12 protein-coding genes and 1 riboswitch are annotated in these 13,874 nt (G+C 67.6%); of the genes, 2 read left to right on the forward strand and 10 right to left on the reverse strand.

The features are described from left to right. Positions 1-86: 86 nt before the first annotated feature. The 5 genes from AC1MFL_RS15685 to AC1MFL_RS15705 all read right to left on the reverse strand — a co-directional run bounded on the left by AC1MFL_RS15685 (position 87) and on the right by AC1MFL_RS15705 (position 5,812). On the reverse strand, positions 87-1,568 hold the full coding sequence (locus AC1MFL_RS15685; RefSeq protein WP_479810928.1) for an aminotransferase class V-fold PLP-dependent enzyme: 1,482 nt from the start codon (positions 1,566-1,568) through the stop codon (positions 87-89). 34 nt (positions 1,569-1,602) lie between these two features. Beyond that, positions 1,603-1,716: riboswitch (SAM riboswitch) on the reverse strand. 108 nt (positions 1,717-1,824) lie between these two features. Continuing rightward, complete coding sequence (gene hisN / locus AC1MFL_RS15690) at positions 1,825-2,637, reverse strand: histidinol-phosphatase (RefSeq protein ID WP_479810929.1); 813 nt, start codon at positions 2,635-2,637, stop codon at positions 1,825-1,827. A gap of 101 nt (positions 2,638-2,738) precedes the next feature. Beyond that, on the reverse strand, positions 2,739-3,854 hold the full coding sequence (gene rsgA, locus AC1MFL_RS15695) for a ribosome small subunit-dependent GTPase A (RefSeq protein ID WP_479810931.1): 1,116 nt from the start codon (positions 3,852-3,854) through the stop codon (positions 2,739-2,741). Next, the gene (gene aroA / locus AC1MFL_RS15700; protein WP_479810933.1) at positions 3,838-5,256 is read right to left on the reverse strand and encodes a 3-phosphoshikimate 1-carboxyvinyltransferase; all 1,419 of its coding nucleotides are present in this window, start codon (positions 5,254-5,256) and stop codon (positions 3,838-3,840) included. The genes rsgA and aroA overlap by 17 nt, the downstream gene beginning before the upstream one ends. 7 nt (positions 5,257-5,263) lie before the next feature. Further along, complete coding sequence (locus tag AC1MFL_RS15705; protein ID WP_479810935.1) at positions 5,264-5,812, reverse strand: DoxX family protein; 549 nt, start codon at positions 5,810-5,812, stop codon at positions 5,264-5,266. A gap of 360 nt (positions 5,813-6,172) precedes the next feature. On the opposite strand from AC1MFL_RS15705, the gene AC1MFL_RS15710 reads away from it, so the two are divergent. After that, positions 6,173-6,994 (forward strand): sigma-70 family RNA polymerase sigma factor, encoded by an 822-nt coding sequence (locus tag AC1MFL_RS15710; protein ID WP_479810937.1) that lies wholly within the window; start codon positions 6,173-6,175, stop codon positions 6,992-6,994. Then, positions 6,991-7,251 (forward strand): mycothiol system anti-sigma-R factor, encoded by a 261-nt coding sequence (rsrA, locus tag AC1MFL_RS15715; RefSeq protein WP_226759097.1) that lies wholly within the window; start codon positions 6,991-6,993, stop codon positions 7,249-7,251. Before AC1MFL_RS15710 ends, rsrA begins: the two co-directional genes overlap by 4 nt. A gap of 90 nt (positions 7,252-7,341) precedes the next feature. Here the strand turns inward: rsrA and AC1MFL_RS15720 are convergent, their stop codons facing one another. The 5 genes from AC1MFL_RS15720 to AC1MFL_RS15740 all read right to left on the reverse strand — a co-directional run bounded on the left by AC1MFL_RS15720 (position 7,342) and on the right by AC1MFL_RS15740 (position 13,665). Beyond that, positions 7,342-7,416 (reverse strand): 50S ribosomal protein bL37, encoded by a 75-nt coding sequence (locus AC1MFL_RS15720; protein WP_104061284.1) that lies wholly within the window; start codon positions 7,414-7,416, stop codon positions 7,342-7,344. 162 nt (positions 7,417-7,578) lie between these two features. Then, entirely contained in the window at positions 7,579-8,199 is a 621-nt protein-coding gene (locus AC1MFL_RS15725) for a PadR family transcriptional regulator (protein ID WP_479810939.1), read from the reverse strand. Further along, the gene (locus AC1MFL_RS15730) at positions 8,199-9,026 is read right to left on the reverse strand and encodes a DUF4097 family beta strand repeat-containing protein (protein ID WP_479810941.1); all 828 of its coding nucleotides are present in this window, start codon (positions 9,024-9,026) and stop codon (positions 8,199-8,201) included. The genes AC1MFL_RS15725 and AC1MFL_RS15730 overlap by 1 nt, the downstream gene beginning before the upstream one ends. 128 nt (positions 9,027-9,154) lie before the next feature. After that, the gene (locus AC1MFL_RS15735) at positions 9,155-9,754 is read right to left on the reverse strand and encodes a GDSL-type esterase/lipase family protein (RefSeq protein ID WP_479810943.1); all 600 of its coding nucleotides are present in this window, start codon (positions 9,752-9,754) and stop codon (positions 9,155-9,157) included. 95 nt (positions 9,755-9,849) lie between these two features. Continuing rightward, positions 9,850-13,665, reverse strand: a complete 3,816-nt coding sequence (locus AC1MFL_RS15740) for a multifunctional oxoglutarate decarboxylase/oxoglutarate dehydrogenase thiamine pyrophosphate-binding subunit/dihydrolipoyllysine-residue succinyltransferase subunit (RefSeq protein ID WP_479810945.1) — start codon at positions 13,663-13,665, stop codon at positions 9,850-9,852. Positions 13,666-13,874 lie beyond the last annotated feature (209 nt).

Below are 13,874 nucleotides of genomic sequence, written 5' to 3' on the forward strand. Positions count from 1 at the left end.
ATCTCCTTCGGCAGGTCCGGGTGGGTACCTTTCGAATTTACCGCACGCGGGACGGGGCGCCGCTGTCCGGGTCCTCCGCCGCGGGGCTACCCCAGCGTGCAGGGGGCCGCGCCGGCAGTGCCCGGTGTGTTGGGAGCCCAGTGCGGGTAGCTGCGGGTGTCGTTGGACGGCACCCAGCGTCCGGCGTCCACCACGTAGTCCCAGCCGAGGCCGGACCGGAGCAGTTCCCGGACCCCGGCGAGCAGCCGCTCGGCGTCCTCCAGCCGGGAACCCAGGCCGAAGCTGGCCCGCAGTGATCCCGAGGGCAGCCCGAGCCGCCGGAGCAGGGGATGCGCGCAGAAACGGCCGTCGCGCAGCCCGATGCCGTGTTCAGCGGACAGGTAGGCCGCCACCAGGCCTGCGTCGTAGCCCTCCAGCGAGAAGTTCACGACGCCGATGGTGCCGGTGCCCGGCCCCGCGTCCGGACCGGTTCCTGCCGGCGCATCGAACGAGGCGCTGTCCGAGAAGATCTGGTGGACGGTGACGCCCTCGATGCGGGCGAGTCCCTCGACGAGGAAGGACCGGATGGCGTTTTCGTGCGCGTGCCACTCTTGCACGTCCAGCCCGGCGATCACCTGCGTGGCGCGGGCCAGGGTGGCGGCGCCCAGGACATTCGGGGAACCGCCCTCGTGCCGTGCCGGGCCGGTGGTCCAGCTGACCGCATCGATCCGCGCATCCTGTACCGCTCCGCCGCCGGCCAGGTGCGGCGTGCCGGCGTCGAGCCAGTCGGAACGGCCGATCAGCACGCCGGCGCCGAACGGGGCATAGAGCTTGTGCCCGGAAAAGGCGAGATAGTCGACGTCGTCCGCGGCGATGTCGATCCGCCGGTGCGGGGCCAGCTGTGCGGCGTCGACGACGATCCTGGCGCCGTATTCGTGGGCGAGGGCGGCCAGCGCCCGGATCGGCAGGATCTCCCCGGTGACGTTGGAGGCGCCCGTGACGGCGAGCAGGCTGACGCCGCCATAGGCGAGCTCCCCGCGGAGGAGTTCCAGCGTGGCCGCGAGGGTGGGGGCGGCGATGACACTGCGGTGCGGCACGCCCTGCCACGGCAGGAGGTTGGCGTGGTGTTCGATGTCGAGATAGAGCACCTCGCCGGTGTGCACGCCGTCGACGACGGGCAGGCAACCGGCCAGCAGGTTCAGGGAATCGGTGGTGTTCCGGGTGAAGATCACCGAATCGTCCGCCCGGCCGCCCACGAAGCCGCGGACAATGCTGCGGGCGTTCTCGTAGACCGAGGTGCTGATCTGGGAGGCATAACCGGCGCCGCGGTGGACACTGGCGTAGAACGGCAGGATCTCGTTGAGGTAAGCCGAGACCACGGACAGGGCGGGGGCGGAGGCGCCGTAATCCAGGTTGGCGTAGCGGACGCTGCCGCCCTGGATCAGCGGTGCCTGGATCTCGGCGCCGGACACGGCGGCCAGGGGCCGGCGGGCGACGGCGAACCTCGCCTCCGGAACGGCGCGGCTGGCGCCGGCCTGGCGTCCGGAAGTGGCAGGAAAAGTGGCAGCAGGAAAAGTGGCAGTTGTCATGGGACCTCGCTCGAAAAGGACCCCACGCACCGGGGATCCGCGCTTGCCGGGTCCGTTCCGGACCGGCCAGGTCGTCACCCGGGGCACCCCACCGCGAATGGAGGGTTGCCGGCCAGCAAACCGGGGTTTAGCGCTGGCACTCGTGACCTGCTTCGAGCCTAGGACATCTGCGCGGGAGCGGAAAAGGGAAGGGCCTTTTATGAAGCGCTTTGTTACGGCACGCGCCGCGGGGTGCGCCCGCGGCGCCCGGGAATGCCTACAGCAGGTCGTCCAGCCCCGGATTGAGCCGCTTCAGGACCTCCGAGTGCAGGATGGAGTTGGTGGCCAGGGCGTTGCCGCCGAAGGGTCCGTCTTCTCCTTCGAGGGAGGTGAAGCGTCCGCCGGCCTCGGTCACGATCGGGACCAGCGCGGCCATGTCGTAGAGATTCAGTTCCGGCTCGCAGGCGATGTCGACGGCGCCTTCGGCCACGAGGCAGTAGGACCAGAAATCGCCGTAGGCGCGGGTGCGCCAGACCTCCTCGGTCAGGCCCAGGAACTCGTCGAGGTTGCCGCGCTGCTTCCAGCCGCCCAGGCTGGAGTAGGACAGCGATGCGTCCGAGAGCTTGGAAACGTTGGAGACCCTCAGCCGGGTGGCGGCCGCCAGCGACCGGCCCATGTAGGCCCCGGCGCCCTTCGCGGCCCACCAGCGCTTCCCGAGTGCCGGGGCGCTCACTACACCGACGACCGGCTCGCCTTCGTCGACGAGGGCGATCAGGGTGGCCCAGACGGGGACGCCGCGGACGAAGTTCTTGGTCCCGTCGATCGGGTCAATGATCCAGCGGCGGGAGCCGTGGCCGGAACTGCCAAACTCCTCGCCGAGTACGGCGTCGCGCGGGCGGGAGCGGGAGAGCTGGCCGCGGATGGCTTCCTCGGCCGACTTGTCCGCGTCCGTCACCGGCGTCAGGTCCGGCTTCGTCTCGATCCGAAGATCGAGCGCCTTGAAGCGGCTCATGGTCTGGGAATCTACGGAATCTGCCAGTACATGGGCGAGGCGCAGGTCATCGTTGTAGCTTGAAGCTGGTTGACTCATGGTTCCAAACTACCGCCAAAGCGGGCGGCGGGGCGGGAGGCGGGATGCTGCGCCGCCGGAGGCCGCCCGAAGCACGGCAATCGCCGGTCCGGGCGGCAGGGTCAGGAGACGGTGCCCAGTTCCTTGACGTCCTGCGCTTCCATCCGCGGGTCCGTCCCCAGCAGGCGGCGGAGAGAGGCGAGCCGGGCCGGGCCGGATTCCCCCGCATGGCCGGCGGCGACCCAGGCGTCCACGCCGCAGTTGACGGCGCTGGAATCGTGCTTGCAGCCCCGCTCGCAGTCGTCGGTCCCGGGCTCGAGGTCCGGGAAGGACCGCAGGATCCGGTCGGGGTCCACATGGGCCAGTCCGAAGGAGCGGATGCCGGGGGTGTCGATGATCCAGCTGCCCGGCGGCGCATCGTTGACCTTGAGGGCCAGCGCGGAGGAGGAGGTGTGGCGGCCGCGCCCGGTCACTGCGTTGACTCCGCCGGTGGCGCGCTCGGCGCCGGTGAGCGCGTTGACCATGGTGGATTTGCCGACGCCGGAGTGGCCCAGCATGACGGTGACCTTCCCGTCGAGGTGGGCGCGCAGCTGGGAGACGGCGTCCTTGTCCAGCCGGGCCGACAGCCCGTCGTCCGAGCGGGCATCGATGCCCGAGGCGGCCGAATCCGCTGTCTTGGAGATGATCACCGGGAAGTCAAGGTGCTGGTAGTTGGACAGCAGCTCCGCAGGGTCCTTGACGTCGGCCTTGGTGACAAGCAGCAGCGGCTCGATTCCGGCGTCGTACGCGGCCACGAGGGCGCGGTCGATGAACCCGGTCCGGGGCTCCGGATTGGCGGCCGCCACCACGATCACCAGCGTGTCGGCATTGGCGACGACGGCGCGCTCGATCGGGTCCGTGTCATCGGCGCTGCGCCGCAGCAGGGTCCTGCGGTCCTGGATCTTGACCAGCCGGGCCAGGGTGTCTGGTTCGCCGCTGACGTCCCCGACGAGGGAGACGAAGTCGCCGGCCACGACCGGGTTCCGGCGCAGTTCCCGGGCCCGGGCGGCGATGATTTTGCGTTCCTCGGGCGTGCCTTCGGCGACGACGGCGGTGTAGCGTCCGCGGTCAACGGTGATGATCCGTCCGGTGACGGCGTCGTCGTAGGCGGGCCGGTCCTTGGTACGGGGACGGGTGCCCTTCTTATTGGGGCGGATCCGGACGTCGGATTCGTCCCAGGAGTCAGTGCTGCGTGCCACCTGAGGCGTCCTTGTCTGCGGGGGTCGGGCCTGTGGGGGCTGCACTTCCGGCGGTGCCCTGCGCGAGCATGGCCTCCCAGAGCCGCGGGAAGTCCGGCATGGTCTTGGCCGTGGTCTCAATGTCCTCGACCTCGATGCCGGGCACTGCCAGGCCCAGGATGGCGCCTGCCGTGGCCATCCGGTGGTCGGCGTAGCTGTGGACGACTCCGCCGTGTAGTGGCACGGGACGGATGATGAGACCGTCGGGCGTCTCCTCCGCGTCACCGCCCAGGCGGTTGATTTCGGCGACGAGGGCGGCAAGCCGGTCTGTTTCGTGCCCGCGGAGGTGGGCGATGCCGCCCAGCCGCGACGGGCCGGTGGCAAGGGCGCAGAGTGCGGCGACGGTGGGGGCAAGTTCGCTGGTCCCGTCGAAGTCCGCGCCCTTGATCTCCGGGCCGCCGGTCACGGTCAGGGTTCCGTCCGCGAGCGTGACTGTCGCCCCCATGGTGGTGAGGATGCTGCGCCACAGATCACCCACCTGGGTGGTCGGGGCCGGCCAGTTGGGGATGCGGACCGTGCCGCGGGTGGCCAGGGCCGCCGCGAGGAACGGCCCCGCATTGGAGAGGTCCTGTTCCATCCTGAGGTCAAAGGCGCGGATGGCCCCGGGGGAGACAACCCAGTGGTTCGGCACCGAGTCATCGACGGCCACGCCCACGCCGCGGAGCACGGCGACGGTCATGTTGATGTGGTCCAGGCTCGGCACGGGCTGGCCGACGTGCTCCAGATGGAGACCTTCGGTGAAGCGTGCTCCGGCCAGGAGCAGGGCGGAGACGAACTGGGAGGAAGCGCTGGCATCGATGACGAGGTGGCCGCCCCGCACCTCGCCCGTGCCTTCGACCGCGAACGGCAGCGAGGACACCGGGCCGCCGTCGGGTGCGCTGACGGAGACGCCCAGCCCGGTCAGCGCCTCGATGATGGGACCCATCGGGCGTTTGCGCGCATGCGGGTCACCGTCGAAGAGCGTCACTCCGTGGCGCAGTGCCGCGACGGGCGGGACGAACCGCATGACTGTCCCGGCCAGCCCGCAATCGACCGCGGACCGTGCCTCGGCGGCGCGCGGGTCGAGGGGCGTGACCGCCAGGTCGGGACCAAAGGCGCCCTCGCCCGGGACTTCCGTGATGGTGGCCCCGAGCTGCTGCAGCGCCTCGATCATCAGGGCCGAGTCCCGGGAATGCAGCGGAGCCCGCAGCCGCGACGGCCCGTCGGCGAGGGCGGCGAGCACGAGGTACCGGTTGGTCAGGGACTTCGATCCCGGAACGGTGACCGTGGCGTCGACGGGCTGTCCGGCGAAGGGCGCCTGCCAGGGCTGAGAGCTGCGGGCCGGAACAGAGGGGCGTGCTGCGGCGGGGGTGGTGCCTGTCATTGCTGCCTTAGGCTCCCACGGTGTGGTCCACGGCTTTGCGTACGGCCTTGTCGGCCTTCTTCAGCTGCTTGCCGGTGGTCTTCCTGACGTCGGCAGCGAGGTGGCCGGCGTTCTTCTTGGCGTCCGCGGCGAGGTGCTCGGCGCGCCAGGCCAGGCTGGGCCGGCCGTTGGTGTCGACCGAGGCCAGCAGGACTCCGCCGGTCAGGGAAACGTTCTTCAACAGCTGCTTGCGCCGGGCGTCGCGGCCCGCCTTGGACGTGATGTCCGCGCTGCGCCATTCCACGTAGCCGTTCAGGCCCGAGATGACGGCGAGCACAGTGGCTGCCAGCCGCGAGAATTTGCCCAGCGCGAGGCACACGCCGGCCCCGACCTGGGTGCCGCCGATAACGCGGGCCAGCACCTTCTCGTTGGTCTGGAACGGCAGGGATTCGGCCGCGCGCCGCAGCAGGGGTGACAGCTGCGTCGCAGTGTCATCCGCGTTCTTGAGCTTGTCCATGCCTGCAAGGACGAAACTGGAGGCGAGCATGGGCCGGGCGAGAAAGCGGACAAACGACATGAATTTCCTCCTGGATGGACGAACCGCGCAATCAGAGCGGGAGAACCGGTTCTAGTCTTGCACTTTTGCGGAATATTTGCCTGCCGGGCCGGGTTGTGAATGACAGGTCCCGGCCGTTCATTTGCGGCCGGATTCTGGCTCGGCTCAGCCCGGACGGTGGACTGGAACACAGCGGCACGGCTGGACTACTTCGGCGTGGCGCAGGAAGGCGGAGATTTGATTCTGGTGAGGGACATTCCCGTAAAGGACATTCACGTGTTGGACACGGGGCAACTCCCGGCATGGACCGCGGCCCTGCAGCGGGGAATGGTGCCGGCAATGACGGACGCCCGCCGGAAGGTGACAGTAGACTTGAAGGCAATGAGCACCATGGACCCGGCCGTTGCGGCCATGCACGAGGCAGCCGGAAACGGCGCCACGCCCGCCAAGTCATCTGCTGCCGGCCCTGCCGGCGCACTCTCCCGTCCTGCCCTGGAACCTGGTGCGGTCGGGGCGGCCGGCACCGACGCGGCGCAGGATGCCGCCGCCCAGGAGACGATCGTGGACGGGCAGGCGCTGGATGTTGCGACCGAATCCACGGAGGAACGCCGGGCACGGTTCGAACGCGATGCCATGCAGTACGTGGACCAGCTGTACTCCGCAGCCATGCGGATGGCCCGGAATCCCGCTGATGCCGAGGATCTGGTCCAGGAGGCCTACACGAAGGCGTTCTCCGCCTTCCACCAGTACAAGCCGGGCACCAACCTAAAAGCCTGGCTGTACCGCATCCTGACCAACACTTACATCAACCTCTACCGCAAGCGGCAACGCGAGCCGCTCCAGTCGAACTCGGACACCATCGAGGACTGGCAGCTCGCCCGGGCGGAGTCGCACACCTCGTCCGGACTTCGTTCGGCGGAGGCCGAGGCGCTGGACCACCTGCCGGATTCGGACGTGAAGCGGGCCCTGCAGGCCATTCCGGAGGAATTCCGGTTGGCGGTGTACTTCGCCGACGTCGAGGGATTCGCGTACAAGGAAATTTCAGACATCATGAACACCCCGATCGGGACCGTCATGTCCCGCCTGCACCGGGGCCGGAAGATGCTGCGGGACATGCTCGCCGACTATGCCGCCGAGCGCGGATTCAGGGCCGCAGAAACCACCACAGCGGCCGGAAGCAAAAAACAGGAGAACAGGAAATGAGCGACTGCCAGGGACTGGGCGACTGCGACGACGCCCGGATGCAACGGATCTACGAGTATCTCGATGGTGCCCTCACCCACGATGACATCGCCGAGATCAAGGACCACCTGGACGGGTGCCCGGAATGCTTCGAGCAGTACGACCTCGAATGTGTGATCCGCGTCATGGTGAAGCGTTCCTGCACCGAGGCCGCCCCGGCGAACCTCAAGAATGCGATCCTGGACCGGATCCACTCCAGCAACCCGGTTGAGGCCTGACCCGCCCGAGGCGCCCCAGCTTCATGGTCCAAAACGAATGACCCCGGAAACCGTGAGGTTTCCGGGGTCATTCGTCATTCCAAGCTTTGCTTAGGCGTTGGGGCGCTTGCCGTGGTTCGCGCCGCCACGCTTACGGTCACGACGTTTACGTGCACGTTTGCTCATAGCTGGCCTCCTTAATTTTTGGTACTCAAAAGAGCTGCCCTCAAGTCTCCCACATCGGGGCACCCGCCGCGAACCGGCGGGGCGGGAAGCCCCCAGAGGGACAACCACGGACAACCAGGAACAACCACGGACAATGAGAGCGGACAACCGCGGCGGGGCGAGTCACTCCAGGGAATTCCGGATGGAGATCCGGGCCTGGTCCAGTACCGTTTTGACTGTTTCCAGTGTCACCGGGGTGATCGGATGCCGGCCGCCGTGGCGCCGCAGTTCCACGCGGATGTCGTCGCGGAAGGCCTGCACGAGCATCTCTGCCTCCCGGAGCCGGCCATCGCTCTCCTGCGAGTATCGCTGGCCCGCCAGGGAGGCGACCGTCGATCCGGCGGCCCGGGCGGACGACCGGGCAGCCTCGGCCGTTGCGGCGAGGTCCGCGCGCAGTCCGCGCATGTTGACTTTGATGTCCTGCCGCAGGTTGTCAGCGAGCCGCCGCACTGATGCGGAGATGTCGTTTTCGACGCCGGCAAGTTCGTCCCGCCGGCTGTTCAGCTCCACGAGTCCTGCCGGGGTGATGCTGTAATAGGTTCGCCTGCCTTCGGTGTGGGTGGCGACGAGCCCTTCCTCCTCGAGCTTGCCGAGCCGCGGATAGATGGTTCCGGCACTGGGGGAGTAGGTGCCGCCGAAGCGTTCGCTGAGTGCCTTGATGAGTTCGTAGCCGTGCTTCGGACCCGTCTCCAGCAGTGCGAGCAGATAGAGCCGGAGCGCCCCGTGGGCAAAGACCGGAGGCATCAGAGACCCTGGTGGGGGTCCGCGCCCGGCCGGCCGTGGAAGATCGAGGTCTTCCCCGAGACGGAGTTGGTCCGGACCAACATAAGCTGGGTGTCGGGTCCGGCAATGGTCTGCACGGTGCCGCCGGGCTGGTTGTACCGCTGGTCGTCAATGACGACGGCGCCGCTGGCGGACTTGGCGATGATGTCCACGCCGACGTCGTGCGGGAGGCGGATGGTGACATCACCCGAGACGGAATTCGCGCCAAAGTCCTGGGTGAAACTGTGCAGGTCGAAGCTGAGATCCCCGCTGACGGTGTTGGCGCGGATGTTGCTGAAGTCGCCGGAGGCGGTGACCTCGCCCGAGACGCTCTTGGCCGTCAGCACGCCGTGGTGGTTGCGGGCGATCACTTCGCCGCTGACGGTGTTCACGGACAAATTCCCGGACGTCCCGTCGGCCAGGACCGAGCCGGAGACCGTGTTCAGCCGGGTCTGCCCGCTGATCCCGGAAACCATGCCGTCGCCGCTGACGGTGCCGGCCTCGATCTCGACGCCTGGCGGCAGGGCGATGCTGATGACCACGGAATTGCTGCTGCTGTTATTGACGGTACCCATGAGGTTCTTGAACCAGCCCTGCGGCCCGTGCAGCTGGTGGCGGACCTCCAGGCGTCCGTTCACCAGGCTGATCGCGAGCGGGTCCCCGTGGACTTCGGAGACTTCGATCCGCGCCACGGGCTCATCGTGCGCGACGATGTCGAAGCGCCCCCGGACGATGCCGAGCTTGAGCGAGGTGACGCCGTCGACGTCGATGGTCTGCGGACCGGTGACGGTCCAGTTGTTCTCTGCCATGGTTCCTCCGGGAGGCGCTGCTTCATGCGAACGGTTGCGATATATCGCGACTATGAAGTCACGATATATCGCCAGTTTGGCACAGTCAAGATATATCGCGAATTGCCCGGGGGAGCCAGCCTTGCGGTTTACTCGGGGGCGTCGATCCTCAGCCACTGGAACCAGCCGCGGTGCAGGACGAGCCACGCCATCAGTCCGTAGCCCGCCTGGCCGGGGGTGCCCCCGTTGGCCGCGAGGTCCTGGCGCCACTGCTCATGGTTCAGCAGCGGCGAGAACGTGTCGACGTAAAGGTGCTTGCGCCGGGTGGTCACGTCGGCGAAGGCCGTATTGAGCTCACCGATCCTGCGGTTCTGGGCCGGATCCAGGGTGGGCGGCGGCCCCACGACGAAGACCTCGATCCTGTTCTGCGAGGCCGAATCGAGGATGTTGGCGAGGTTGAGCCGGCTGCGGGCCGTGGAGAGCCCAAACTCGACATCGCGGCTGGAGAGCCCGATCACCAGCCGGTTCTCGTGCTGGTTGTTGAAGCGGCGGCCGGTTTCCTCAAGCCAGCGGGCAGCCAGGCCTTCCGTGCCCTCCTGCGGGCAGGGAAGGGGATAGCACTCCAGGGACAGTCCGTCCTGCGGCGTGCGCGCCAGCACCCGCCCCAGCCAGCCCAGCGCGCGGGGATCACCCAGGCCGGCCAGCAGTTCATCGCCAACGGCTGCGATCCGCAGCTTTCGATCTTCCACGACTACCTCTTCAATCCAGAGCGTCCAACAAACGGTTAAATAAAGCTGCCCGGCCGGAGTTGCGGGTTTCAATCTCCGGCCGGGCAGCACTGACCTTACTTACGGGCGAATGCCTGCTTGAGCAACCCGTCCTGTTCCGCCGAGTGGCGCTTCATCGATCCTGCCGCGGTGGAAGCCGAGGCGGGGCGGGAAACGAGGCGGACCCGGCGGTCCAGTGCGTCCGGAAGATTCAGGCCGATAAACGGCCACGGGCCCTGGTTGGCGGGCTCGTCCTGTGCCCAGACAACGTCGGCGTTCGGGTACTTGGCAAGCTCAGCGGCAATCTCGGCGGCGGGCAGCGGGTAAAGCTGCTCGACCCGGACGATCGCCGTGGTCTTGTCACCGGTCTTCTGCCGGGTTGACAGCAGATCGTAGTACAAGCGGCCGGAGACCAGCAGGACACGCTCGACGGCGTCGCCCTGCAGCTGCTCGTGTTCGGGGATGACGGTCCGGAAGGTGCCGGTCGTGAAGTCCTCCACGGAAGACGCTGCGGCCTTGAGGCGGAGCAGCTGCTTCGGCGTAAAGACGATGAGCGGCTTGCGCGGCCGGCTGTACGCCTGGCGGCGCAGCAGGTGGAAGTGCGACGCCGAGGTCGTGGGGTTGGCCACGATCATGTTTTCTTCGGCGCACATCTGCAGGAAGCGCTCGATGCGGGCGGACGAGTGGTCCGGTCCCTGGCCCTCGTAGCCGTGCGGCAGCATCAGCACCAGCGAGGAACGCTGGCCCCACTTCTGCTCGGCCGAGGAGATAAACTCGTCGATGATGGTCTGCGCGCCGTTGACGAAGTCACCGAACTGCGCCTCCCAGAGCACCAGGGCATCCGGGCGCTCCACCGAGTAGCCGTACTCGAAGCCCATGGCGGCATATTCGGACAGCAGTGAGTCGTAGATCCACAGCTTGGCCTGGTCATCGGAGAGGTGCGCCAGCGGCAGCCACTCGTCGCCGTTGGCGCGGTCGTGGAAGACGGCGTGGCGCTGCACGAAGGTGCCGCGGCGCGAGTCCTGGCCGGCGAGCCGGACGGGTACGCCTTCCATGATGAGCGAACCGAACGCGGCGAGCTCGCCGAAGCCCCAGTCGATGCCGCCTTCACGGGACATCAGTTCACGCTTCTCCAGCAGCTGCTTGAGCTTGGCGTGGACCGTGAAGCCCTCGGGGACGTCGGTGTGGGCCTTGCCGATGCGCGCCAGCATTTCGGCCGAGATCGCCGTCGACGCCGGAGCGCTGACACCGGAGTCGGTCTGCTGGGCTTTCGGACGCTCCAGGTCCGACACCGCGGCGAGATCCGCCGTGATGATCGGAATCGGGGAGGTCTGCGCGGCATGGGTTTCGGCGAAGACCCGCTCCAGCCGTTCCTGGTAATCGCGGAGCAGCTGCTCGGCCTCTTCCTCGGTGATGTCACCGCGGCCGATCAGGGATTCGGTGTACAGCTTACGGACCGAACGCTTCGCTTCGATCAGGTTGTACATCAGCGGCTGCGTCATCGAGGGGTCGTCGCCCTCGTTGTGGCCGCGGCGGCGGTAGCAGACCATGTCGATGACAACGTCCTTGTGGAACCGCTGGCGGAACTCATAGGCGAGCTGCCCGATGCGGACCACGGCCTCCGGGTCGTCGCCGTTCACGTGGAACACCGGCGCCTGGATCATCTTGGCGACGTCCGTGGAGTAGGTGGAGGAACGTGACGAGGACGGGGCGGTGGTGAAGCCGACCTGGTTGTTGACCACGATGTGGATGGTGCCGCCGGTGCGGTAGCCCCGCAGCTGGGAAAGGTTGAGCGTTTCCGCCACCACGCCCTGGCCTGCGAAGGCGGCGTCGCCGTGCACCATGATCGGCAGGACGGGGAAGGCCTCGCCCTGGTCCAGGCGGTCCTGCTTGGCGCGGACGATGCCTTCGAGGACGGAGTCCACGGCCTCGAGGTGGGACGGGTTGGCGGCGAGGTAGACCTTGGTCTCCTTGCCGTTGTCCGATGTGAAGGTGCCCTCGGTGCCGAGGTGGTACTTCACGTCGCCGGAGCCCTGCACTGAGCGCGGGTCCTGGGTTCCCTCGAATTCACGGAAGACCTGGGCGTAGGTCTTGCCGGCGATGTTGGTGAGCACGTTCAGCCGGCCGCGGTGGGCCATGCCGATCGCCACCTCGTCGAGTTCGTCGTCGGCCGCATCGGAGATGATGGCGTCCAGCAGCGGGATCAGGGACTCGCCGCCCTCAAGCGAGAAGCGCTTCTGGCCGACGAACTTCGTCTGCAGGAAGGTCTCGAAGGCCTCGGCCGCGTTGAGCTTGGAAACGATGCGCAGCTGCTCGTCCCGGCTCGGCTTGGAGTAAGGGTGCTCGATCTGGTCCTGGAACCACTTGCGCTCCGCCGGGTCCTGGATGTGCATGTATTCGATGCCCGTGGTGCGGCAGTAGGCGTCGCGGAGCACGCCGAGGATGTCGCGGAATGCGAGCATCGGCTTGCCGCCGAAGCCGCCGGTGGGCCATTCGCGGTCCAGGTCCCACAGCGTGAGGCCGTAGGTCAGGACGTCGAGGTCCGGGTGCTTGCGCTGGACGTATTCCAGCGGGTCGGTGTCCGCCATGAGGTGGCCGCGGACGCGGTAGGCGTGGATGAGCTGCTGGATCCGGGCGACCTTGTTGATTTCGTCGGCCGGGTCCACCTGCAGGTCCGGGCTCCAGCGCACGGGCTCGTACGGGATGCGCAGGGACTCGAAGATCTCGTCGTAGAAGTTCTGCGCGCCGAGCAGGAGCTGGTGCACGAGCTTCAGGAACTCGCCGCTGCCGGCACCCTGGATGACGCGGTGGTCATAGGTGGAGGTCAGTGTGAGGACCTTGCTGATGGCGTTCTGCGCGATGATCTTGGCGCTGGCACCCTGGAATTCCGCGGGGTAGTCCAGCGCGCCGACGCCGATGATGGCGGCCTGGCCCTTGGACAGGCGCGGCACGGAGTGCACGGTCCCGATGCCGCCGGGGTTGGTCAACGACACCGTGGTGCCGGAGTGGTCGTCAGCGGTCAGCTTGCCGGCGCGGGCACGCTTGATCAGGTCCTCGTACGTGTGCCAGAACTCGGAGAAGTTGAGGGTCTCCGCCTTCTTGATGTTGGGCACCATCAGCAGGCGGCTGCCGTCGGGCTTTGGCATGTCGATGGCGATGCCGAAGTTCACGTGCGCGGGCTGGACAGCGACGGGCTTGCCGTCGATGACGTCGTAGTAGACGTTCATCGAGGGGAACTGGGACAGGGCGCGGATGACGGCGTAGCCGATCAAGTGGGTGAAGGACACCTTGCCGCCCCGGGCGCGGGCCAGGTTGGAGTTGATGACCACACGGTTGTCGATCAGCAGCTTGGCGGGGATGGCCCGGACGCTCGTGGCGGTCGGGACCTCCAGGCTGGTGATCATGTTCGTGGCGATGGCCTTGGCCGGGCCGCGGAGGACGGAGACGACGTCTTCCTCGGGGGCCGTGGGCGCCTTGATGTTCTTGGGCAGCTGGGCCGGAATCGGCGCGGTGCCGGGGCCGGCTTCCGAGGTCTTGGAGCCGTCGCGGGCGACGGTGGCGGGGGCCTTCTTCACGGCGGCTGGCGCGGCGGGGGCTGCGGTCGGTGCAGGGGCAGCGGCAGTGGCTGCTGCCGGGGCGGGCGCGGCCGGCTGCGCTGCCGACGCGGCAGCCGGGGCTACAACGGGAAGTTCGCGGGTGGGGTGCGCAACTGTCGCTGCGCCTGAGGCTCCGTTGGTGGAGGAACTGTCTCCGGCGTCGAAGGATTCGAACAAGGGCCACCACTTGGCATCCACGGTGTTCTTGTCCTGCTGATAACGCTCGTACAGTTCGTCAACGAGCCACTCGTTTCCGCCAAATTCCTCTGGTAGACGGTGGCTAGGCTGCTCTGGCACTTGAATTACGCCTCTTCCATGAGTTTGATTCCCACTGGCTTCACGGTGCATCAGCACGACGATTGAACCAGTCTCCGCGTCCAGTGAACCCAGACCTCTGCCAGTCTAGTGACGATTCTTGCCAAACCGCCAATAAGGGTGACTCAAATCATCGAGTCGGCTGAAAGCGTCGTCACGGCACCCCAGCGGGCCCCCGGAGGCCTCCTGCC

The sequence above is a fragment of the Arthrobacter sp. BG3 genome (genome assembly GCF_056680185.1).